Source organism: Kribbia dieselivorans NBRC 106261 (genome assembly GCF_001552435.1).
In the GTDB taxonomy this organism is placed as follows: Bacteria; Actinomycetota; Actinomycetes; order Actinomycetales; family Dermatophilaceae; genus Kribbia; species Kribbia dieselivorans.
In genome coordinates, this window is the sequence record NZ_BCRE01000006.1 from 16,860 (window position 1) to 39,758 (window position 22,899).

General features: G+C 68.9%; 22 protein-coding genes. 17 read left to right on the forward strand and 5 right to left on the reverse strand.

Features of this window, described 5'->3' with window-relative positions; translation table 11 throughout:
- Positions 1–2 precede the first annotated feature (2 nt).
- Both KD1_RS01010 and holA read left to right on the forward strand, forming a co-directional pair.
- Complete coding sequence (locus KD1_RS01010; RefSeq protein WP_068396241.1) at positions 3–767, forward strand: SGNH/GDSL hydrolase family protein; 765 nt, start codon at positions 3–5, stop codon at positions 765–767.
- A 36-nt stretch (positions 768–803) separates the two neighbouring features.
- On the forward strand, positions 804–1,826 hold the full coding sequence (gene holA, locus KD1_RS01015) for a DNA polymerase III subunit delta (protein ID WP_245627223.1): 1,023 nt from the start codon (positions 804–806) through the stop codon (positions 1,824–1,826).
- Positions 1,827–1,865: 39 nt separating this feature from the next.
- Here holA and KD1_RS01020 read toward each other — a convergent pair whose 3' ends face one another.
- Positions 1,866–2,441: a YceI family protein gene (locus KD1_RS01020; protein ID WP_068396245.1), complete on the reverse strand. Its 576-nt coding sequence runs from the start codon at positions 2,439–2,441 to the stop codon at positions 1,866–1,868.
- A 306-nt stretch (positions 2,442–2,747) separates the two neighbouring features.
- Here KD1_RS01020 and rpsT point away from each other — a divergent pair, with 306 nt between their 5' ends.
- Positions 2,748–3,008: a 30S ribosomal protein S20 gene (rpsT, locus tag KD1_RS01025; protein ID WP_068396248.1), complete on the forward strand. Its 261-nt coding sequence runs from the start codon at positions 2,748–2,750 to the stop codon at positions 3,006–3,008.
- A gap of 159 nt (positions 3,009–3,167) precedes the next feature.
- Here rpsT and KD1_RS01030 read toward each other — a convergent pair whose 3' ends face one another.
- The gene (locus KD1_RS01030) at positions 3,168–3,743 is read right to left on the reverse strand and encodes a type II toxin-antitoxin system PemK/MazF family toxin (RefSeq protein ID WP_083541880.1); all 576 of its coding nucleotides are present in this window, start codon (positions 3,741–3,743) and stop codon (positions 3,168–3,170) included.
- A 115-nt stretch (positions 3,744–3,858) separates the two neighbouring features.
- On the opposite strand from KD1_RS01030, the gene lepA reads away from it, so the two are divergent.
- Positions 3,859–5,703 (forward strand): translation elongation factor 4, encoded by a 1,845-nt coding sequence (gene lepA, locus KD1_RS01035; protein ID WP_068396251.1) that lies wholly within the window; start codon positions 3,859–3,861, stop codon positions 5,701–5,703.
- Positions 5,704–5,706: 3 nt separating this feature from the next.
- On the opposite strand, the gene KD1_RS01040 is transcribed toward lepA, so the two are convergent.
- The gene (locus tag KD1_RS01040; protein WP_245627224.1) at positions 5,707–6,492 is read right to left on the reverse strand and encodes a tyrosine-protein phosphatase; all 786 of its coding nucleotides are present in this window, start codon (positions 6,490–6,492) and stop codon (positions 5,707–5,709) included.
- 85 nt (positions 6,493–6,577) lie between these two features.
- Here KD1_RS01040 and hemW point away from each other — a divergent pair, with 85 nt between their 5' ends.
- The gene (gene hemW / locus KD1_RS01045) at positions 6,578–7,816 is read left to right on the forward strand and encodes a radical SAM family heme chaperone HemW (RefSeq protein WP_068396308.1); all 1,239 of its coding nucleotides are present in this window, start codon (positions 6,578–6,580) and stop codon (positions 7,814–7,816) included.
- A gap of 47 nt (positions 7,817–7,863) precedes the next feature.
- Here hemW and KD1_RS01050 read toward each other — a convergent pair whose 3' ends face one another.
- Positions 7,864–8,331, reverse strand: a complete 468-nt coding sequence (locus KD1_RS01050) for a DUF4870 domain-containing protein (protein WP_068396254.1) — start codon at positions 8,329–8,331, stop codon at positions 7,864–7,866.
- 206 nt (positions 8,332–8,537) lie between these two features.
- Here KD1_RS01050 and KD1_RS01055 point away from each other — a divergent pair, with 206 nt between their 5' ends.
- Both KD1_RS01055 and fabG read left to right on the forward strand, forming a co-directional pair.
- A complete protein-coding gene (locus KD1_RS01055) occupies positions 8,538–9,290 on the forward strand; it encodes an SDR family oxidoreductase (RefSeq protein WP_068396256.1) in 753 nt (250 codons plus the stop codon).
- A gap of 102 nt (positions 9,291–9,392) precedes the next feature.
- A complete protein-coding gene (gene fabG, locus KD1_RS01060; protein ID WP_068396262.1) occupies positions 9,393–10,148 on the forward strand; it encodes a 3-oxoacyl-ACP reductase FabG in 756 nt (251 codons plus the stop codon).
- A 40-nt stretch (positions 10,149–10,188) separates the two neighbouring features.
- On the opposite strand, the gene KD1_RS01065 is transcribed toward fabG, so the two are convergent.
- Entirely contained in the window at positions 10,189–11,073 is an 885-nt protein-coding gene (locus tag KD1_RS01065) for a DUF3097 domain-containing protein (protein ID WP_068396265.1), read from the reverse strand.
- Between the two features lie 106 nt (positions 11,074–11,179).
- Between KD1_RS01065 and hrcA the strand changes: the two genes are divergently transcribed.
- The 10 genes from hrcA (at position 11,180) to leuA (ending at position 22,891) form a co-directional block, all read left to right on the forward strand.
- Positions 11,180–12,208: a heat-inducible transcriptional repressor HrcA gene (hrcA, locus tag KD1_RS01070; RefSeq protein ID WP_068396268.1), complete on the forward strand. Its 1,029-nt coding sequence runs from the start codon at positions 11,180–11,182 to the stop codon at positions 12,206–12,208.
- A 68-nt stretch (positions 12,209–12,276) separates the two neighbouring features.
- On the forward strand, positions 12,277–13,401 hold the full coding sequence (gene dnaJ / locus KD1_RS01075) for a molecular chaperone DnaJ (RefSeq protein WP_068396271.1): 1,125 nt from the start codon (positions 12,277–12,279) through the stop codon (positions 13,399–13,401).
- A 1-nt stretch (position 13,402) separates the two neighbouring features.
- Positions 13,403–14,149, forward strand: a complete 747-nt coding sequence (locus KD1_RS01080) for a 16S rRNA (uracil(1498)-N(3))-methyltransferase (protein WP_068396276.1) — start codon at positions 13,403–13,405, stop codon at positions 14,147–14,149.
- Positions 14,150–14,162: 13 nt separating this feature from the next.
- Positions 14,163–15,200, forward strand: coding sequence for a PhoH family protein (locus KD1_RS01085; protein WP_068396278.1), 1,038 nt, complete (start codon positions 14,163–14,165; stop codon positions 15,198–15,200).
- Positions 15,197–15,658 carry an rRNA maturation RNase YbeY gene (ybeY, locus tag KD1_RS01090; RefSeq protein ID WP_068396281.1) on the forward strand — a complete coding sequence of 154 codons (462 nt, stop codon included), beginning with the start codon at positions 15,197–15,199 and terminating at the stop codon, positions 15,656–15,658. Before KD1_RS01085 ends, ybeY begins: the two co-directional genes overlap by 4 nt.
- An 8-nt stretch (positions 15,659–15,666) precedes the next feature.
- Positions 15,667–16,986: a hemolysin family protein gene (locus KD1_RS01095; protein ID WP_083541883.1), complete on the forward strand. Its 1,320-nt coding sequence runs from the start codon at positions 15,667–15,669 to the stop codon at positions 16,984–16,986.
- Positions 16,983–17,918 (forward strand): GTPase Era, encoded by a 936-nt coding sequence (gene era / locus KD1_RS01100; protein WP_068396283.1) that lies wholly within the window; start codon positions 16,983–16,985, stop codon positions 17,916–17,918. The genes KD1_RS01095 and era overlap by 4 nt, the downstream gene beginning before the upstream one ends.
- Positions 17,919–18,109: 191 nt before the next feature.
- The gene (locus KD1_RS01105; protein WP_083541885.1) at positions 18,110–19,849 is read left to right on the forward strand and encodes a BCCT family transporter; all 1,740 of its coding nucleotides are present in this window, start codon (positions 18,110–18,112) and stop codon (positions 19,847–19,849) included.
- Between the two features lie 89 nt (positions 19,850–19,938).
- Positions 19,939–20,976: an aspartate-semialdehyde dehydrogenase gene (locus KD1_RS01110; protein WP_068396290.1), complete on the forward strand. Its 1,038-nt coding sequence runs from the start codon at positions 19,939–19,941 to the stop codon at positions 20,974–20,976.
- Between the two features lie 142 nt (positions 20,977–21,118).
- Positions 21,119–22,891 (forward strand): 2-isopropylmalate synthase, encoded by a 1,773-nt coding sequence (gene leuA, locus KD1_RS01115; protein WP_068396291.1) that lies wholly within the window; start codon positions 21,119–21,121, stop codon positions 22,889–22,891.
- Positions 22,892–22,899 lie beyond the last annotated feature (8 nt).

Sequence of the window (22,899 nt, forward strand, 5' to 3'; positions counted from 1 at the left end):
GCGTGGACACCCCGGCGTTGCAACGCAAGATCGTCGAGGCGCTGGGCATGGTGCCGGTGCGCTGCCCCGATCCGGTGGGGCCCACCTCGGGGGTGGCGTCGGCGGCGGGGCCGCTGAACGGCGACACGTCGGCTCCGCCCCTGCGCCTGGCGGTGCTCGGCGACTCGACGGTCATGGGGGTCGGGACGCCGTCGACCCCGGAGGGGCTGGCGGGAGAGCTGGCGACGGCCTTGGCCGAGGTCAGTGGCCGGCCGGTGCAGTGGCGCGCGACGTTCTTCGCCGGCGCGACGATGCGGCACGTCGCCACCGATCTCGTTCCCGGGTTGAGCGAGGCCCGCGAACCGCACGTCATCGTCGTCAGTGCCGGGGTGAACGACCTCATCCGACTGCATCGCCGCTCGACGTTCCGGCAGGATCTGCAGTTGCTGCTCGATTCCGCGCGGGCGTCGCTGCCGCGCTCCGTGGTGGTCTTCGGAGGCATGCCGCCGACCCATCTGGCCCCCGCGCTGCCCGTCGTGCTGGCGCGGTTCGTCGGGCACCGTGCTCGTCTCTTCGACCTCGAGACGATGGCCATGACCGGGCAGCGGCACGTGGCGTTCCTGCCGTTGCGTGCGCTTGAGTTCGGGCCCGAGTGCTTCGCCGAGGACGGGTTTCACCCCAACGAACACGGATATCGGCTGTGGGCCCGTCACGTGGCCCCGACCGTCTACGCCGCCCTGGCCGTGAGCGCCGCGTCGGGGGACTGGGACCCCGACCTCATCACCTGACGAGCGCTGTCGGCGGCGGCCTCTATCGTGGTGCGCGTGACCAACCCCGACGAGACCGCCACCATCGACGTGCCCCGGCAGGTGCCGCCGCTGGTGCTCATCGCCGGCCCCGAGGCCGTGCTCGCCGAGCGTGCGCTCGCCCAGGTGATCGCCGACGTCAAGGTGTCCTCACCCGAGGTCGAGGTGCTGCACCAGTACACCGAGTCGTACGAGCCGGGCGCGATCGCCGTGGCGACGAGCCCCTCGCTGTTCGGGGAGGAGACGCTGCTCGTCGTCCATGACCTCGACGAGGCGCCGGAGGCGATGCAGACCGATCTGCTCGAGTATCTCGGCGCACCGGAGCCGGACGTCACCCTCGTGGTCATGCACAAGTCCGGCAACCGTGGCAAGAAGGTGCTCGACACCCTCAAGAAGGGCAAGGCGCTGCGCCTCGGGGCTCCGGCGATGAAGAGCGATCGCGACAAGACCGACTTCGCCACGAACGAGTTCCGCCGGCTGCGGCGCAAGGCGACAGCGGGTGCGGTGGCCGCCTTGGTCCAGGCCGTGGGGAAGGATCCGCGGGAACTCGCCTCGGCCTGTCAGCAACTCGTCGATGACACCACCGGCGTCATCGACGATGAGGTCGTCATGCGGTACCACGGCGGCAAGGTCGAGGCCACGGGCTTCCAGGTGGCCGAGGCGGCGATCGCCGGGCAGGCGGACGAGGCGCTGCGACTGTGGCGACACGCGGCCGCTCTCGGGGAGTCGCCCGTGCCGATCCTGGCAGTGCTCGCGCTGCAGCTGCGGCAGCTGGCCAAGGTGGGCGCCGCGGGGCGGGGCCGGAGCGCCGATGTGGCCCGGGCGTTGAAGATGGCGCCGTGGCAGGTCGACAAGGCCCGTCGGGCGCTGCAGGGCTGGGACGGTGGCGGTATCGGGCGCAGCATCCAGGCCGTAGCCCAAGCCGACTTCGAGGTCAAGGGAGGCGGCCTGGGCGCGGGTGGCCGTCGCGAACCGGCCTATGTGTTGGAGCGGTGCATCCTCGAGATCGTCGCGGAACGCGAATCCGCCGGTCGCCGCTGACGGCTTCCGGCGGATTCGCGGACGTGGTGGCGGGATGGATCAGCCGTTCTGCTGCTGGCCTTCGTCGGCGCGCTTGACGGCGGAGATCTCGAACTCCAGCGAGATCTTCTCGGAGACGAGCAGGCCGCCGGCGTCCAGCGGCTGGTTCCACTCGAGGCCGAAGTCGCGGCGGTTGACTCGGCGGGCGCCCTCGAAGCCGGCGCGCAGGTTGCCGAAGGCATCCTTTTGGACGCCGATGAGTTCGAGGGGGATCGAGATCTGACGGGTGACGTCGCGGATCGTCAGGTCGCCCTGCACGAGGTAGGCGTTGTCCCCGACCTCCTCGATCTGCGTGGACGTGAAGGTGATGTCCGGCCAGCGCTCGACCTCGAAGAAGTCGGCGCTGCGGAGGTGGTCGTCACGCTGCTGGTTGCGCGTGTCGACACTGGCGACCTTGAGGGTGACCTGCGCGGTCGAGTTGGACATCTCGTCGAGGTCGGCGTGGAAACTGCCGGAGATGTCGTTGAACGACCCTCGCACCGTGGTGACCATGGCGTGTCGGGCGGAGAACCCAATCCGCGTGTGCGTCGGGTCCAGGTCCCAGTCGCCGTTCAGTTCCGTTCCATCGGTGTTCATCGTCCTACCTTATGGGTCGGGGTGTACTTTTCGGCCGATCCTTGCACGCCGAGCCGGTCGGACCGGCCGTCCCACCGCCACGACTCGGCGATGGAGACCGAAACTTGACGTTTCAAGCGGTCGCGGCGGTCACGGGTTTGTCGCCGCGCGGCCACGCTGATAGATTGACCCCTTGCGTGCGCGCTCAGGTCGTGCGCGCATGCAGGCACCACCCAGAGCACCTCTCCCACGGTATCCCCACGCCGGTCCCGAGGTTGCTCTGCCGCCCTCAACGGCAACCATTCGACCAACCGAGAAAGAACACCTGTGGCAAACATCAAGTCCCAGATCAAGCGCATCAAGACCAACCAGGTCCGCACCGAGCGCAACCGCGCGTACAAGAGCGAGCTGCGCACGTGGATCCGCAAGGTCCGCGAGAACGTGGCCGCCGGCAACACCGAAGGTGCGCAGGAGGCCCTCAAGACCGCCTCGAAGAAGCTCGACAAGGCTGTCACCAAGGGCGTCATCCACCGCAACCAGGCGGCGAACAAGAAGTCGTCCCTGGCCAAGCTGGTCAACAAGGCCTGATTGCAGGTCTGATCGCGTCTCGAAAGGCGCGCCACCCCGACCGGGGTGGCGCGCCTTTCGCGTCCCAGCCGCCCCTTCGCCGAGGGAACAATGGTGGCGACCTAACCCGCCGTTAGGTCGCCACCATTGTTCCCTCGGCGAATGTCTTGGGGGATCGGGTCACCCCTGCCGATTCTCGCGCAGGGTGTCGGCGACCTCCCCGAAGCGCTTCTTGTCGAGAATCGCTCCGTCGCGACGGATCGCCGCTGGGTCCACGCGGATGATCCGGTGCACCCCGACCTCGCTCTCGCGGCCGCGGCGATCCCACGCCCCAGTGCCGATGTCGACCCAATAGCGGCCTTCCGATGCCTCCTGGTGGGCGTCGAGGTCGTGGTCCTTGCTGGTCAGTTGCAGCGCGAGCAGCCACGGGCCGTCCCGACCGATGAGCAGGACCGGGCGGTCCTTGCCGCGCTTGTGGTCCTCCTGGAACGGCACCCACGTCCAGACGATCTCGCCGGGGTCCGGCTTGCCGTCGGCCGAGCCCTCCCACACGATCTCCGGCATGCCCTCGAAGTCGCCGGGGTAGGGCCGCCGGGTCGGCTCGCTGCCGCCGACTGCGGTGCGCCGCGCCTCGTTTCGGGCCCGCTGATCGGCCCGGCGCTTCGCGCGCTGGGTGCTCGGTGTCGCCTGGACCGTGTCCGCGGCCACCTTGAGCGACTCGCGGACCAGGCGCTTCACGGCTCCGGAGAGGTTCATGCCCGGCAGCGTACGTGGTGCACCCGTTCCCGGCCCGACGTGGGAGGATGTCTCGATGCCATCTGGCATCCCCTGTCCCCACTGCGTATGAGGTCGTTCTCCCACCGTGTCACCGATGGCCCGCACCGCGCTCCAGCCGAACGCGACCCCGCCCGAGCTGATCCGCAACTTCTGCATCATTGCCCACATCGACCACGGCAAGTCGACGTTGGCCGATCGCATGCTCCAGCAGACCGGGGTCGTCGACGCGCGGCAGATGCGAGCCCAGTACCTCGACCGCATGGACATCGAGCGGGAGCGCGGTATCACCATCAAGTCGCAGGCCGTCCGGATGCCGTGGGAGGTCGACGGTCAGACGTACTGCCTCAACATGATCGACACTCCTGGGCACGTCGACTTCACCTACGAGGTCTCCCGTTCGTTGGCGGCGTGTGAAGGCGCGATCCTCCTCGTCGACGCCGCGCAGGGCATTGAGGCCCAGACCCTGGCCAACCTGTACCTGGCCATGGAGAACGACCTGACGATCATCCCGGTGCTGAACAAGATCGACCTGCCGGCCGCCAACCCCGAGAAGTACGCGGCCGAACTCGCCGGTCTGATCGGTGTCGACCCGAGCGAGGTGCTGCGCGTGTCGGGCAAGACCGGCGCCGGCGTCGAGGACCTGCTCGACCAGATCGTCGGCCAGTTGCCGCCCCCCGTGGGCGACGCCGACGCGCCGAGCCGAGCGATGATCTTCGACTCGGTCTACGACAACTACCGCGGCGTGGTCACCTACGTGCGAGTCGTCGATGGCAATCTCAACCCGCGCGAGCGCATCTCCATGATGTCGACGAAGGCCACGCACGAGCTCCTCGAGATCGGCGTGATCTCCCCGGAGATGGTGCCCTCCCAAGGGCTGGGGGTCGGCGAGGTCGGCTACCTCATCACCGGTGTGAAGGACGTGCGCCAGTCGAAGGTCGGTGACACGGTCACCAACGAGCGACACCCGGCCAGCGAGGCGATCGGCGGCTACCGTGACCCCAAGCCGATGGTGTTCTCGGGGCTCTACCCGATCGACGGCTCCGACTACCCGGCCCTGCGTGACGCGCTCGACAAGCTCAAGCTCAACGACGCCGCGCTCGTCTACGAGCCCGAGACGTCCGCCGCGCTCGGTTTCGGCTTCCGATGCGGCTTCCTCGGGCTGCTGCACCTCGAGATCGTCCGCGAACGCCTCGAGCGCGAGTTCAACCTCGACCTCATCTCCACCCAACCCAACGTCGTCTACCACGTGACGATGGACGACGGCACCGAGGTCGAGGTGACCAACCCCAGCGAGTTCCCCTTCGGCAAAGTCGCCGAGGTGCGTGAACCGGTGGTCAAGGCGACGATCCTCGCGCCGAGCGAGTTCATCGGCGCGATCATGGAGCTCTGCCAGAGCAAGCGCGGGCAGCTCGGCGGCATGGACTACCTCTCCGAGGACCGCGTCGAGATGCGGTACACGCTGCCGCTGGCCGAGATCGTCTTCGACTTCTTTGACCAACTGAAGTCCCGCACCCGCGGGTACGCCTCGCTCGACTACCAGGAGGCCGGCGAGCAGGTGGCCGACCTCGTGCGCGTCGATATCCTGCTCCAGGGCGAACAGGTCGACGCGTTCTCCTCGATCGTCCACAAGGACAAGGCCTACGCGTACGGCGTGATGATGGCCGGCAAGCTCAAGGACCTCATCCCGCGCCAGCAGTTCGAGGTACCGATCCAGGCCGCCATCGGCAGCCGGGTCATCGCCCGCGAGAACATCCGCGCCATCCGCAAGGACGTGCTCGCCAAATGCTACGGCGGTGACATCTCCCGCAAGCGCAAGCTCCTCGAGAAGCAGAAGGAGGGCAAGAAGCGCATGAAGATGGTCGGCCGGGTCGAGGTGCCCCAGGAGGCGTTCATCGCCGCTCTGTCCTCCGACGACAGCGCCCCCAAGGACAAGAAGTAGCGATCAGGCGGGGGTGACGAGGCTGCGCCGCAGCCCGTCGACCTGCTCCTCGGTCCAGCCGTGGGCGACCAGCCATCCGCCGGCGCCCTGGTACTCGGTGTGCAGGTACGACAGGATCGCCTCCATGGCCGGGGGCTGGGGTGTCTGCTCGGCGATGGATCGTCGCTGCAGGGCCGTGTTGTACGGCGGCACATGCATCAGTCGCTCGATGATCTGCTCGATGCGCTGGGCGCTGGCGACGTAGTCGGCGATGATCTCCTCGGCCGGCACCCCGGCCACGTCCAGGGCCAGCCCGATGACCGTGCCGGTGCGATCCTTGCCGGCCGCGCAGTGCACGACGGTGGCTCCCTCGCTGGTGGCGATGACCTCGAGGGCAGCGCTGACCGAGTCGGGGCGGCCGCGCAGGTAACCCAGGTAGTGCCGGCTCCAGTAGTCCTCGGTCCGGTCTCCGTCGCCCGGGCCGAACCGGGGCTTGAGGGCCAGCGCCTCGGCCGCGGTCACGTCGTGGGTGTCGTCGCGCAGGAAGCTGTGGTGGTGGTGACGCAGCGCCGTCGCGCGCAGCGGCCCGGGACCGGTGGTGTGGTACTCGAGCTGGCTGCGCAGGTCGACGATGTCGGTGACGCCCAACTCGTCGATGAGGCGGCGCACATCGGCGGCGCTGAGATCCTGCAGGTTGTCCGAACGGATGAGCCGCCGGGGCGCGGTGACCCCCGACTCCCGGGTCGGCAGGCCACCGAGGTCGCGCATGTTGACGACCCCGTCCAACTGGATCCATCGCTCGTTGCTCACGCATGGCAGGTTAGCCGCACACGCTGAACCCAGCGACGCGACGTGACGCACGGCATCCACAGGCGACTGGGCGACAATGGCGATCATGCCCAGTGCTCCACCCGACGGCGATCCGGCCCCGGCCGACGGCCATCTGCCCGACGACGCCCTCGCCACCCTGCCCGATCGCCCCTTCGGCGTCTACGTCCACGTGCCGTTCTGTTCGGTGCGCTGCGGCTACTGCGACTTCAACACGTACACCCTGCGCGAACTGGGCGACGGCACGATGGCCGGAGCGTCGATCGACACCTTCGCGCAGGCCGCCACCGCCGAGATCGACCAGGCCGCCGGCGTGCTCGGCCCGACCACTCCAGCGGTGTCGACCGTCTTCGTCGGTGGGGGTACGCCGACGATGCTCACCGCCGAGGATCTCGTGACCGTCCTCGACCGCATCCGCGAGGTGTGGGGGCTGGCCGACGGTGCCGAGGTGACGACCGAGGCCAATCCCGATTCGGTCACCCCCGAGTCCCTGGCCACCCTCGCCGCCGGTGGCTTCACCCGGGTCTCGCTCGGCATGCAGTCGGCCGTGCCGCACGTGCTGACCACGCTGGAGCGCACCCACGACCCGGCCAACGTCGCGCGCGCGGTCGACGCCGCGCGCGCCGCGGGCCTGCAGGTCAGCCTGGACCTCATCTACGGCACGCCGGGGGAGTCGTTGGCGGACTGGCGTACCTCGCTCGAGACGGCCATCGCCTTGGCGCCCGATCACATCTCCGCCTATGCCCTCGTCGTCGAGGAGGGCACCAAGATGGCCGCCGCGGTGCGTCGGGGTGACCTGCCCCTGCCCACCGACGACGACGAGGCCGACAAGTACGAACTGGCCGACGAAATCCTCACCGCGGCCGGGTACGGGTGGTACGAGGTGTCCAACTGGGCCAGGCGCGACGACGCCCGGTGCCGGCACAACATCGCCTACTGGGCCGGCGGCAACTGGTGGGGTGTCGGCCCGGGTGCGCACAGCCACGTCGGGGGAGTGCGGTGGTGGAACGTGCGGCATCCGCGAGCCTGGGCCGGACGTCTGTCCTCCGGCGAGTCACCCGCGCAGGCCCGCGAGGTGCTCACCGCCGAGCAACGCCATGAGGAGCGCGTGCTGCTCGGCTCGCGCCTGGCCGAGGGGTTGCCCATCGCCGACCTCGACGACGCCGGTCGCCCAGCGGTGGCGGGTTTGATCGCCGATGGACTCATCGACGCGACGCGAGCCGTCCGCGACCGGAGCGTCGTGCTCACCGGTCGCGGACGGTTGTTGGCCGACACGGTCGTGCGGCGTCTGCTCGGCTGGGGCTGAGGCTGCTCGCGGCCGCCGCCCCATCGGGCGAGGGCCGCGTCAGCGGGTCACTTGATCAGTTCGAGCATCAGCGGCGGGCGGTACCACTCGCCGTTGGCCGCCTTGATCGCGGCGATGATGTGGATCACCGTGCTGGCGACGAGGGCGACGAGCGCGAGGACGATCGACACCGGGATGAGGATGATGGTGAACGCGAGGACCACCGCCACGACGTAGGCGATGAGCGTCGTGAGTTGCACGTTCAGCGAATTGCGGGCGTGGTGGGCGACGAACGCGCCACGGTCCTTGGTCAGGGCCCACATGACGATCGACGCGACGAATCCCAAGGTGCCGGCCGAGAGGTACATGGCCGCCAGCGGGATGAGGTGGGCGAGCATGCCCATCGTCTTCTGGTCGCCCGGGGCCATCTCCGTGGGCGGCGTCGCCCCCACCGGCGCGGCGCCGGGCGGCGGGACAGCACCCGGGTTGGGCGTCGGTTGCTGCGGTTGTTGCGGTTGCTGGTGTTGTTCGGTCATGGCCGTTTCTCCCCCTGCTGAGTGACTGATCCCAGTCTGTCGCACCTGGCGACGTTGCGGCACCCCTCTGGCGCATGACCGGGGGCGGGTCAGGGTGGGATCAGGGTCGATCCCGAGTCCCCTATACTGCCGAACACCGAGCGAACACTCGGTTCGCTGACGAACCGAGCGCTGACGTCCGTTCTTCGACACAGTCAGGAGCCCCCATGGCCCGCTTCACCGGCCGGACCGCCATCGTCACCGGAGCCAGCCGCGGCATCGGCCTGAGCATCGCCCAACGACTCGTCGACGAGGGTGCCCGCGTGCTCATCACTGCCCGCAAGGTCCCCGCGCTCGAGGAGGCCGTCGCCGCACTTGGCGGACCCGAGAAGGCCATCTTCGCCGCCGGCAGCTCCGATGACGCGGCCCACCAGGATGAGGCCATCGCGAAGGCGATCGAGACGTTCGGCCCGATCGACGTGCTCATCAACAACACCGGCATCAACCCGGTCTACGGCAGCATGATGGACCTCGACGACACCGCGGCCCGCAAGATCTTCGAGGTCAACGTGCTGGCCAACCTCGCCTGGACGCGCAAGGTGCTCGCCTCCGGCATGCGCGAGCGCGGCGGGTCCATCGTCAACATCGCCTCGATCGCGGGGATCCTGCCCTCGCCGGGCATCGGTTTCTACGGTGTGACCAAAGCCGCGGTCATCCGGCTGACCCAGGAGCTGGCGGTCGAACTCGGCCCCAACATCCGCGTCAACGCGGTCGCCCCGGCCGTGGTCAAGACCCGCTTCGCCACCGCCCTGTACGAGGACCAGGAGGAGCAGCTGGCCGCCACCTACCCGCTCAAGCGCCTCGGCATCCCCGAGGACATCGCGTCGGTCGCGGCCTTCCTGGCCTCCGACGACGCCGCGTGGATGACCGGCCAGTCGCTGGTGGTCGACGGCGGCGTGACGCAGACCGGCGGCATCTGAGCCAGTCCGCGCGCGGGGACCGTGGCCCCGCCACCTGAAATCCCGTGCCACCGTGAGGAGTACCCTCACGACGAACGAAAATCCCTCTTCCCAAGGAGAAGCATGAGCACCCAGCGTGTTGCCATCGTCACCGGCGCGGCCCGCGGCATCGGCAAGGCCACGGCCCTGCGACTGTCCGCCGACGGCCACAAGGTCGCCGTTCTCGACCTTGACGAGTCCGCCTGCGCCCCGGTCGTCGAGGAGATCAAGGCCGCCGGCGGCGAGGCCATCGCCGTGGGCTGCGACGTGAGCAACTCCGAGCAGGTTGCCGCCGCCGTCGCGCGCGTCAACGACGAACTCGGCGCTCCGGTGATCCTCGTGAACAACGCCGGCATCATTCGCGACAACCTCATCTTCAAGATGACCGAGGGCGACTGGGACGCGGTCATGAACGTGCACCTCAAGGGCGCCTTCAACATGACCAAGGCCTGCCAGGCGTTCATGACGCAGGAGAAGTTCGGTCGCATCGTCAACCTGTCGTCGACCTCTGCCCTGGGCAACCGCGGTCAGGCGAACTACTCCACCGCCAAGGCCGGTCTGCAGGGCTTCACCAAGACCATGGCCATCGAGCTCGGCAAGTTCGGCGTCACCAGCAACGCCATCGCGCCGGGCTTCATCCAGACCGAGATGACGGCGGCCACGGCCGAGCGCGTCGGAGTCCCGTTCGATGACTTCATCAAGGGCGCCGCGGCTCAGATCCCGGTCACCCGCGTCGGCCAGCCGGAGGACATCGCGAACACGGTGTCGTTCTACTGCGACGAGCGTTCCGGCTTCGTCTCCGGCCAGGTCATCTACGTCGCCGGTGGCCCGAAGGACTGACGCCACCCCGGCACCACCAGTATCACCGCGCCGAGCCCGGTCAGTCCTCCGACTGACCGGGCTCGGTCACGAAGTCGATGAGTTCCTCGACGCTGGCCAGCAGACTCGGCTCCAGATCGGCGTAGGTGCGCACGGTCCCGAGAATCCGCTGCCAGGCCTGCGCGATGTCGGCCTGCGTCTCGTGCGGCCACCCCAGGTGTGCACAGATCCCGTGCTTCCACGAGGTGCCGCGCGGGATGACCGGCCACGCCGCCAGACCGAGCCGCTCAGGGCGCACCGACTGCCAGACATCGACATAGGGGTGGCCGAGGATCTTCGCGTGGCGGGCGAGGCGATGCCCGCGCGCCGCCTCGACGATGCGGGACTCCTTCGTGCCGGGCACGAGGTGGTCGACGAGCACGCCCATCCGCCGCCCGGGGCGGGGGGAGAAGTCGTCGATGACCGCGGTCAGGTCGTCGACGCCGTCGAGCATCTCGACGACGACCCCCTCGACCCGCAGGTCGTGACCCCAGACCTTCTCGACGAGTTCGGCGTCGTGCTTGCCCTCGACGAAGATCCGCGAGGCACTGGCGACCTGGGCGCGGGCCTGCGGCACGGCGATCGATCCACTCGCCGTGCGCCCGGTCACGGCCTTCTCCTTGGCCAGGGCCGCTCGGGCCGCGGCCGTCGGTCGGGTCAGCACGACCGGAGCGCCGTCGATGAGGAATCCCGGCCCGAGCCGGAACGCCTTGACCTTCCCCCGGCGATCCTCGAGGTGGACGACCTGCATCCCGCCGGCCTTCTCGACCCGCACGACGGCGCCGACCCACCCGGTCTCGACATCCTCGACGACGAGGCCGGTTTCGGCCTCCACCTCGCGCGAGACGGGGCGGCCCTGTCGTCGCCAGTCGCCGGAGAGGACGTCGGTGCGGTAGCGGTTGTTCACCCCCGGGAGGATAGGCGCCGGAATGCAGGTGACGCGGGACGCGCGCGGAACGTCGTAGACTTGGCACTCGGAACAGGTGAGTGCCAATGTCCCGGAGGGAGGGCCCATGAGCGACGAGCGTCGGATGGACGTGCTGCGTGCCATCGTCGAGGACTACGTGCGCACGTCCGAGCCGGTCGGTTCGAAGGCGCTGCTCGAGCGCCACAAACTCGGGGTCTCGGCCGCGACGGTGCGCAACGACATGGCCGCCCTGGAGGATGAGGGCCTGATCATGGCGCCGCACACCAGCGCCGGTCGCATCCCGACCGATGCCGGCTACCGGGCGTTCGTCGACCGGCTCGCCGAGATCAAGCCGATGAGCGGAGCCGAGCGCACGGCGATCCGTGAATTCCTCTCGGGGGCCAATGACCTCGATGACGTCGTCGATCGCACCGTGCGCCTGTTGGCCTCCCTGACGCGCCAGGTCGCGGTGGTGCAGTACCCCTCTCTGAGCCGGTCGCTCGTGCGCCACATCGAGTTGGTGCCGATGGGTCCGCGCCGATTGATGATCGTGCTCATCGTCAACACCGGTCGCGTCGACCAGCGGGTCATCGAGGTCGACTCCGACCTGACGACCCGCGACGCGGAGGCGCGTGTGGCGCGGGTGCGCTCGATCGTCAACACCGCCGCCACGGGCCAGGCGCTCTCGGCGGCGTCGACGGCCCTGTCCGCGGCCGCCGGCGACGTCCACCCCGACGATGCCGCGTTCATGCAGGCCATCGTCGACGGTCTCGCCGACGCCCTGGTGGAGGACCGTGAGACGCGCGTGTCCTTGGCCGGCACCGGCAATCTGGCCCGCAGCGCGACCGACTTCCCACTCACCCTCGAACCGGTGCTCTCCGCGCTTGAGCAGCACGTGGTCTTGCTCAAGCTCATGAGCACCGCCGCCCAGGAGGACCTCGTGGCCGTGCGCATCGGGCACGAGAACCCGGTCGCCGGCCTCCAGTCGACCTCCATGGTGGTCTCCGGGTACGGCCCCGGCGACGACCTCGTCGGCGGGCTCGGCGTGGTCGGCCCCACGCGCATGGACTACCCGACGACGATGGCCTACGTGCGCGCCGTGGCGACGTACGTCTCGCGGATCATCGCCACCTGACCGCGCGACGCGCCCGGCCGACCCGCCCCTCACCGACCCCGACCTCGACCCGATCCAGAAGGACATCCGTGAACGACTACTACGCCGACCTGGGCGTGGCCCGCGACGCGACCGCGGACCAGATCAAGACGGCCTACCGCCGCAAGGCCCGCACGCTCCACCCGGACGTCAACCCGGGCCCGGAGGCCGAGGAGGCCTTCAAGAAGGTCTCGCAGGCCTACGACGTGCTCGGCGACGAGGACAAGCGTCGGGCGTACGACCAGGGGCGCGACCCGTACGGCGACGGGGCGTCCGCCTACGGGCAGGGATTCAGCTTCAGCGACATCATGGAGCAGTTCTTCGGTCAGGCCGCCGGGGGATCGTCCGGGCCACGACCGCGTCAGCAGCGGGGCCAGGACGGCCTGGTGCGCCTCGACGTCGACCTCGAGCACGCGGTGTTCGGTGGCTCGCGCGACCTGACCATCGAGACGGCGGTGGCCTGTGGCACCTGCCACGGCGATGGCTGTCAGCCGGGCACCTCGCGGCGCACCTGTGACCTGTGTGGCGGTCGTGGTGAGATCCAGCAGGTGCAGCGCTCCTTCCTCGGTCAGGTCATGACCTCGCGGCCATGTGGCAACTGCCGGGGCTACGGCGACGTCATCCCCAACCCGTGCTTCGAGTGCTCCGGCCAGGGGCGGGTGCGTACGCGCCGGACCATGACCGTCAAGATCCCGGCCGGCGTCGACTCCGGGACGCGCATCCACCTCTCCGGTGAGGGTGAGGTCGGCCCGTACGGCGGTCCCCAGGGCGACCTCTACGTCGAACTGCTCGTCAACCCGCACGCGACGTTCACCCGCCGCGGCGACGACCTGCACGCCTCGCTCGAACTGCCGTTCACGGCCGCCGCGCTCGGTGCCACCGTGGCGTTCGACACCCTCGACGGGCAGCGCGAGGTCAGCATCGCGCCGGGGACCCAGCCGAACGAGACGATCACCCTGTCGGGTCTGGGCGTGGGGCACCTGCGCGCCCACGGCCGCGGTGACCTCATCATCCACGCCGACGTGCGCACCCCCACCCGACTGACCGACCAGCAGGAGGACCTGCTGCGTCAGCTGGCGGAGTTGCGCGGCGAGGAGCAGCCCGAGGGCACCCTGAGCACGCACGAGCCGGACGGGTTCTTCTCCAAGCTGCGCGGCGCCTTCAAGGGTCGCTGACGTGACCGCGCCGGTCTTCCTCGTCGACGCCGCGGCGTTGGCGGCGGCGACCGTGGGCGGCGTCGTGCGCCTCGACGGTGACGAGGGGCAGCACGCCGCGACGGTGCATCGTCTGACGGCCGGAGAATCGATCACCCTCACCGACGGGGAGGGCCGCGGCGTCCACGGCGAGGTCGTCGAGGTCGGCAAGGGGTGGCTCGATGTGCGGGTCCACGAACTGGTGCTCGAACCCGAGCCGGCGCTGCAGCTGGTCCTCGTCCAGGCCCTGGCCAAGGGCGGTCGGGACGAGCAGGCCGTCGAGGCCGCGGTCGAACTGGGCGTCGACACGGTCATCGCGTGGCAGGCCGACCGGTCCATCTCACGGTGGCGCGGCGACAAGGCGGAGCGCGGTGTGCGCAAGTGGACCAACGTCGTCACCTCGGCGATGAAGCAGTCCCGCCGACTGCGTCGCCCGACCGTCGAGTTCGCCGGCTCGACGACCGACCTGGCCACCCGCCTGCGCACCGTCGACGCCGTGCTGCTCCTCCACGAGGAGGCCGAGGTCGGCATCGGCGCGGCCCGGTTCCCGCAGGCCGGCACGGTCGGTGTCGTCGTCGGCCCCGAGGGTGGCATCTCGCCGGAGGAGGTGGCGGCGCTGGCCCACGTGGGGGCGCAACCGGTCCGTCTCGGGCCGCATGTACTGCGCTCCTCGACGGCCGGACCGGTCGGCCTGACCGTGCTCGCCTCACGCACCCGATGGACCACGTAGACTCGGGGCACTCATGAGCGACACTGACAATCCAGAGCATCCCGACGCGCCCGGCACCTCCGACAACGTCACGCCGCTGGTGCCGGCGACGCACGAACGTGCCGTGACGATTCCGCCGGAGATCGGCATGGTCAACCTTCTCGGTGCCCATGACGAGTTCCTGCGCACCATTGAGCGACGATTCCCGCAGACCGAGGTCCACGTGCGGGGCAACGAGATCTCACTGCGTGGCACGAGCTCCGACCTGGATCTCATCGAGCGTCTCATCGACGAGTTGCTCGTCGTCATCCGCAACGGACAGCCCCTGACTCGCGACGCCGTCGACCGGTCGATCGGCATGCTGCGCAGTCAGGCCCGAGAACGCCCGGCCGACGTCCTGACGATGAACATCGTCAGCAATCGCGGCCGCACGGTCCGGCCCAAGACGCTCAACCAGAAGCGCTACGTCGACGCCATCGACGAGAACACCATCGTGTTCGGCATCGGCCCGGCCGGTACCGGCAAGACCTACCTCGCCGTGGCCAAGGCGGTCGCGGCGCTGCAGGCCAAGCAGGTCAGCCGGATCATCCTCACCCGCCCGGCGGTCGAGGCCGGCGAGAAGCTGGGCTTCCTGCCCGGCACCCTGACCGACAAGATCGACCCCTACCTGCGGCCCCTCTACGACGCGCTGCACGACATGACCGACCCCGAGTCGATCCCGCGGCTGATGGCGGCGGGCACGATCGAGGTGGCCCCGCTGGCCTACATGCGTGGTCGCAGCCTCAACGACGCCTTCATCATCCTCGACGAGGCCCAGAACACCTCGCCCGAGCAGATGAAGATGTTCCTCACCCGGCTCGGCTTCGGGTCGAAGATGGTCGTCACCGGTGACATCACCCAGGTCGACCTGCCCGGCGGCGTGCGGTCGGGTCTGAAGGTCGTGCGCGAGATCCTCGGCGACGTCGAGGACATCCACTTCGCCGATCTCACCGCGGCCGACGTCGTGCGGCACCGCCTCGTCGCCGAGATCGTCGACGCCTACGGCCGTTGGGACGAGAGGGGACAGAAGTGAGCATCGACGTGCTCAACGAGACCGACTTCACCGTGGACGAGGTCGAGCTCCTCGCCTGCGCCCGCTACGTGCTCGACCGGATGCACGTCCACCCCCGCGCGGAGCTGTGTGTCCGGATCGTCGGCGAGGACACCATGGAACGGCTCCACGTGCAGTGGATGGACCTGCCCGGGCCCACCGACGTCATGAGCTTCCCCATGGACGAGCTGCGTCCCGGCTCCGAGGACAGCCCCAGCGAGGGCATGCTCGGTGACGTCGTGCTCTGCCCGACCGTGGCCGAGCGGCAGGCAGCCGAGGCCGGCCACGCCACGGCCGACGAACTGTTGCTGTTGACCACCCACGGCATCCTGCATCTGCTCGGGTACGACCACGCCGAACCGGAGGAGAAGAAGGAGATGTTCGAACTGCAGCGCCAGCTGCTGTTGACCTTCCTCGCCACCGGTCCGCGACGACGCTGAGGGACGACATGGACTGGCGCCTGGTGGTCGGAGCCGTCATCGGCCTGACCGTCGCCTACCTGCTGACGATGGTCGACGCAGCGCTGGCGCGGATGTCGCACGTGCGCGCCGAGGAACTGGCCGGCGAGAGGCGCCGGGGAGCGACGTCGCTGCTGCGGATCCTCGACGATTCGGCGTCGTACCTGGCCGTGATCCACTTCGTCCGGGCGATCGGTGAGATGAGCGCCGCCGTGTTCGTCACCGTGGCGGTCATGTCGGTCATGAGCAACGACGTCGCCGCCCTCGCCACGGCCATCGCCATCCTCACCGCCGTGACGTTCGCCGTCGTGTCGGTCTCGCCGCGCACCCTGGGCCAGCACCACGCCGACGACATCTCGTTGGCCGCGGCGCCGATCGTCGTGTGGCTGCGCAACATCCTCGGCCCCATCGCGCAGCTCCTCGTGCTCGTGGCCAACGCCGTCACCCCCGGTGGCGGGTACCGCGACGGGCCGTTCCGCTCGGAGTCGGAGTTGCGTGGCCTGCTCGACATGGCCGGGGAGCACGCCGTCATCGAGGACGACGAGCGCGAGATGATCCACTCCGTCTTCGAGCTCGGCGACACCCTCGCCAAGGAGGTCATGGTCCCGCGCACGGACATGATCACCATCGAGTCGACCAAGCCCGCTCGCAAGGCGCGGTCCCTGTTCCTGCGCTCCGGGTTCTCACGCATCCCCGTCATCGGTGAGGACGCCGACGACATCGTCGGCCTCCTGTACTTCAAGGACGTCGTCGAACGGATCACCGCCAACCCGGCTGCCGAGGACCTCCCCGTCACCGAGATGATGCGCCCGATGCCGTTCGTGCCGGACAGCAAGCCGTGCGACGACCTGCTCCGCGAGATGCAGCGCGATCAGACCCACCTGGCGGTGGTGATCGACGAGTACGGCGGCACCGCCGGGCTGGTCACCATCGAGGACATCCTCGAGGAGATCGTCGGTGAGATCTCCGACGAGTACGACCGCGAGGCTCCGGGCGTGGAGGACCTCGGTGGCGGTCGCTATCGCCTGCCGGCCTTCCTGCCCATCGACGATCTCGCCGACCTCTACGACGTCGACATCGAGGAGGACGACGTCGAGACGGTCGGCGGTCTGCTCAGCAAGCTCACCGGCCGCGTGCCCATCGCCGGGACGCATGTCGAGGTGGCCGGCCTGCAGTTGACGGCTGAGCGGATGTCCGGGCGCCGGCACCGCGTCGCCACCCTGATCGTCGAGCCGGCCAGGGCGTCGGCTCGACGGCACCCACCGGTCGCGAACGGTGACCGGGACTCCAACCGACAGGGGGCGGCGTGACCAGCACCGATGTCCACACACCCGAGTACGTCGCGGGGTTCGCCTGCCTCGTCGGGCGGCCCAACGCCGGCAAGTCGACGCTGACCAACGCGCTCGTCGGCGAGAAGGTCGCGATCACGTCCTCCAAACCGCAGACGACCAGGCACACCATCCGGGGGATCGTCACCACCGACACCGCCCAGCTGGTGTTGGTCGACACCCCTGGCCTGCACAAGCCGCGCACCCTGCTGGGGGAGCGGCTCAACGACCTCGTTCGCGAGACCCTGCTCGGCGTCGACGTCATCGGGTTCTGCCTGCCCTCGGACCAGCGCATCGGCCCTGGGGACACATTCATCGCCCGTGAGCTCGCCGAGCTCCAGTTGGCCAAGCGGGTACCGGTGGTGGCCATCGCCACGAAGTCCGACACCGTGCCCAGGGACCGACTCGCCGAGCACCTCATCGCCATCGACCAGCTCGGGGACTGGGCCGCGATCGTGCCGTGCTCGGCCACCCAGGGCCGGCAGGTCGACGACGTGCGTGACCTGCTCATCAGCCACCTGCCGGCCTCGCCCGGTCCGCTGTACCCGCCCGACCAGCTCACCGACGAACCCGACGAGGTGATGATCGCCGAGCTCGTGCGCGAGGCCGCGCTCGAAGGCGTGCGCGACGAGTTGCCGCACAGCCTGGCCGTCGTGGTCGAAGAGGTGACCGAGCGGGCTGGCCGGCCCGACGACGCTCCGCTGCTCGACGTGCGGGTCAACGTCTTCGTCGAACGTGACAGCCAGAAGGCGATCATCATCGGTCGCGGCGGAGCGCGGTTGCGCGAGGTGGGCACGAACGCGCGGGCGGGCATCGAGCGCGTCCTCGGACAACGCGTCTATCTCGACCTCCACGTCAAGGTGGCCAAGGACTGGCAGCGGGACCCAAAACAGCTCAATCGACTCGGGTTCTGATGCTGGTCAGGCGCATTCGCTAAGGTCACAGCAAGGTCACGATCGAGATTGGGGCTCGCCTTGGGCCTGCGATCGGGCCCCTCGCACACCATGGTGGGTGGGTTATGACACCTACACCACCATCACCTGAGACTACGAAACGTACGGAACACGACGCCATCTCCGGCATCCCTGCCGCCGGTGCCGCCCGCATGACGGGCGACTCGGCAGCGTTGGAGAGTCCGGGGCACCCGGCCCTCGAGCCCGTTCTGACGGGCGCGGCGGACGATCGTCCCGGCACCCTCGACAAGGTCGTCTTCGGCATCAGCGCGGTCCTGTCGATCGCGTTCGTCATCTGGGGCGCCGTCGACACCGCCTCCCTGACCTCCGCCTCCACCTCCGGTCTGGACTGGGTCGTCACCAACACCGGCTGGCTGTTCTCCCTGGCCGCCACCGGGTTCGTGTTCCTCGTCATCGCCATCGCCGCGAGTTCGTACGGTTCGATCCCGCTGGGGCGCGACGACGAGGCGCCCGAGTTCCGCACGACCTCGTGGATCGCCATGATGTTCTCGGCCGGTATGGGCATCGGCCTGATGTTCTACGGCGCTGCCGAGCCGATCGCCCACTACATCACCTCGCCGCCCGGATCGGTCAACGAACCGGGCACGGCCGAGGAGGTCAAGACGGCGATGTCGACGACGCTGTTCCACTGGGGTCTGCACCCGTGGGCGATCTACGCCGTCGCCGGTCTGGCCATCGCCTACGGCGTGTTCCGCAAGGGTCGGGCGCTGACGATCAGCGCGGTGTTCGAGCCGATCATCGGTCGTCGGCAGGCGTACGGCCCCACCGGCAAGATCATCGACATCTTCGCGATCTTCGCGACCCTGTTCGGATCGGCGACCTCGCTCGGGCTCGGGGCGTTGCAGATCGCCTCCGGCATGGTCATCGTCGGGTGGGCCGGTCAGGTCGGCAACGCCATCCTCATCGGCATCATCACGGCCTTGACCATCGCGTTCATCGTGTCGGCGGTCTCGGGCGTGGAACGCGGCATCCAGTGGCTGTCGAACACGAACATGATCCTGGCCGTCGTTCTGGCGCTGTTCGTCTTCGTCGTCGGCCCGACGGTGTTCATTCTCGACCTGTTGCCGACGACGTTGGGCACGTACCTCCAGAACATCATGCGGATGTCGTCGTGGACCAACGCCAGCGGTGGCGAGGAGGTCAAGACCTGGCTGTCCGGGTGGACGCTCTTCTACTGGGCCTGGTGGGTGAGCTGGACCCCGTTCGTCGGCATGTTCATCGCCCGGATCTCCCGGGGCCGCACGATCCGCCAGTTCGTCGCCGGGGTGTTGCTCGTGCCGACCGGGGTCTCGTTGGTCTGGTTCGCGATCTTCGGTGGCGCGGCGATCCGGGCCGAGCAGGCCGGAGCGAAGCTCTCGGAGGTCGAATCGACCGAGGGGATGCTCTTCGCGCTCCTCGACACCATGCCGTGGGCCACGGTGACCTCGTTCCTCGTCATGATCCTCGTGGCGATCTTCTTCGTCTCCGGGGCCGATGCCGCGTCGATGGTCATGGGCACGCTCAGTGAGAACGGCACGCTCTCGCCGAGCCGGGTCACGGTGATCTTCTGGGGTGCGGCGACCGGCGCGGTGGCGATCATCATGCTGCTCTCCGGCGGGGCGGATGCCCTGTCGGGGTTGCAGACGATCACCATCATCGCGGCCCTGCCGTTCCTGGTCATCATGATCGGCATGGCGGTCTCGCTGTTGCGGGACCTCTCGACCGATCCGATGATCGTGCGACGCCGGTACGCGCGCGAGGCCGTCAGCCAGGCCGTGGTCAAGGGCGTGACGGAGCACGGTGAGGAGTTCACCCTGACCGTCGAGCACGCCGAACCAGGCGAGGGCGTCGGCGAGGTCATCATCGCCAAGGACGAACGCGAGGCGGAGTAACCCCTCGCGGTTCGAGGTATTACGCGGCGGAATCCCGCCGCGTAATACCTCGAACCGGGGGAGGGCGCGGGGGACGTATCCTAGATCGCATGCGTATCGGAGTCTTCGGCGCCACCGGTCAGGTGGGCAAGGTCATGCGGACCCTTCTCGACGAGCGGAACTTCCCGGTCACCGAGATCCGCTACTTCGCGTCCTCCCGCTCGGCGGGCACGACCCTGCCGTGGAAGGGCACCGACGTCGTCGTCGAGGACATGGCCACCGCCGACTTCTCCGGGATCGACATTGCCCTCTTCTCGGCGGGCGGGTCGACGAGCAAGGAGTACGCCCCCAAGGTCGCCGCGGCCGGGGCCATCGTCATCGACAACTCCAGCGCCTGGCGCAAGGACGACGAGGTGCCACTGGTCGTCTCCGAGGTCAACGGCGAGGACGTGCTCAACACCCCCAAGGGCATCATCGCCAACCCGAACTGCACCACCATGGCCGCGATGCCGGTCCTCAAGCCGCTGCACGACCAGGCCGGTCTGGTGCGCCTGAACATCGCGTCCTACCAGGCGGTCTCGGGCTCCGGTCTGGCCGGTGTCGAGGAGCTCGACAGCCAGGTCCGCGCGGCCTACGCGGCCGGCACCCCTGCCGACCTGGCCCTCGACGGCTCCGCCGTGACCCTGCCCGAGCCGAACAAGTACGTCGTCCCGGTGGCCTTCAACGTCGTGCCGATCGCCGGTTCGATCGTCGACGACGGCTCGCTGGAGACCGACGAAGAGCAGAAGCTGCGCAACGAGTCGCGCAAGATCCTCCACTTGCCGGAGCTGCGTGTGGCCGGCACGTGCATTCGCGTTCCGGTGTTCTCCGGTCACTCCCTGGCGATCCACGCCGAGTTCGACAACGAGATCTCCGTCGAGTCCGCGCTCAAGGTGCTCAGCGAGGCTCCGGGCGTCAAGGTCGTCGACCACCCCAACCCGCTCGAGGCCACCGGCAAGGACGAGGTCTTCGTCGGCCGCGTGCGCGCCGACCAGTCCGCCCCGGCCGGGCGCGGTCTGGTGCTGTTCGTCGTCGGCGACAACCTGCGCAAGGGTGCCGCCCTCAACGCCGTGCAGCTTGCCGAGGAACTGGTCGCACGACGCTCCTGACGACCTGATACCCTGCCGGACATGCGCTTCGAGGCTCTCCTCCTTCGTTGCCGCGGCGAGGCCTGACCCAGGCCGTCCCCTCGTCGCGGAGGTCGTGCTGCCCGGCCACACTGAACGTGACGACGAGAGTAGAGAGCCAGACATGAAGTCCCCGCAGCAGCCCAGCGGCATGAAGTTCACCAAGTACGTGCCGTTCCAGAAGCAGATCGACGTGCACCTGGCCGATCGCACGTGGCCGGACAAGGTCATCACCGAGGCCCCGCGCTGGTGCGCCGTCGACCTGCGCGACGGCAACCAGGCCCTCATCGACCCGATGGACGCTGAGCGCAAGCTGCGCATGTTCAAGCTCCTGGTGGCGATGGGGTTCAAGGAGATCGAGGTCGGGTTCCCCTCGGCCAGCCAGACCGACTTCGACTTCTGCCGTGAGCTGATCGACGGCGGGCACATCCCCGACGACGTGACGATCCAGGTGCTGGTCCAGTGCCGTGACGAGCTGATCGAGCGCACCTTCGACGCGATCCGTGGAGCGAAGACCGCGATCGTCCACTTCTACAACTCCACGTCGGTGCTGCAGCGTCGCGTCGTGTTCGAACAGCCACAGGACGGCATCGTCGACATCGCGCTGCAGGGTGCGCGGCTGATCAAGAAGCTCGAGGAGACGATCCCCGAGACCGACATCTACTACGAGTACAGCCCCGAGTCGTACACCGGCACCGAGCTCGAGTTCGCGGCCCGCATCTGCAACGAGGTCATCGACGTCATCGACCCGACGCCGGACCACAAGATGATCATCAACCTGCCGGCGACGGTGGAGATGGCCACGCCCAACGTCTACGCCGACTCGATCGAGTGGATGCACCGCAACCTGACCCGACGAGACTCCGTCGTGTTGTCGCTGCACCCGCACAACGACCGCGGTGAGGGTGTCGCGGCCGCCGAACTGGGCTACCTGGCCGGCGCCGACCGCATCGAGGGGTGCCTGTTCGGCAACGGTGAGCGCACCGGCAACGTCTGCCTGGTCACGTTGGGCATGAACCTGTTCAGCCAGGGCATCGACCCGCAGATCGACTTCACCAACATGGACGAGATCCGACGCACGGTCGAGTACTGCACCCAATTGCCTGTTGGGCCGCGTCACCCGTGGGGTGGGGACCTCGTGTACACCGCCTTTTCCGGCTCCCACCAGGACGCCATTAAGAAGGGCTTCGAGTGGATGGAGAAGGACCGCGTCGCCGCAAACGCCGACTCCATCGATGACATCGCCTGGGGTGTGCCGTACCTGCCGATCGACCCGCACGATATCGGTCGCACCTACGAGGCGGTCGTGCGCGTGAACAGCCAGTCCGGCAAGGGCGGCAGCGCGTACCTGATGAAGCACGACCACGGTCTGGACCTGCCGCGGCGCCTGCAGATCGAGTTCAGCCGCATCGTGCAGCACCACACCGACAAGCAGGGTGGCGAGGTCTCGTCGGCCGAGCTGTACGACCTGTTCGAGGACGAGTACCTCTACGCCAACGGCGACCAGCACTGGGGTCGGTTCGCCCCGGTCCGGTCGACGATCACCGGGACGGAGGACGGTGTCGACGTCATCGAGTCGATCATCACCGACGCGGGCGAGCGGGTGGAGATCCACGGCGAGGGCAACGGTCCGATCGCCGCATTCATCGACGCGCTGTCGACGCGCGGGGTCGACGTGCGCGTGCTCGATTATGCCGAGCACGCCATGAGCTCCGGCGGTGACGCCAGGGCGGCGGCCTACGTCGAGTGCGCCGTCGGCGAACGCGTGCTCTGGGGCGTCGGGCTGCACGAGTCGATCGTCAAGGCGTCGCTGCGGGCGATCCTGTCGGCGGTCAACCGAGCCGAGCGCGACGCCGAGCCCGAGGTGCCGGTCAGCCGCCCCGGTGGCGGCCCCTGACGCGCACA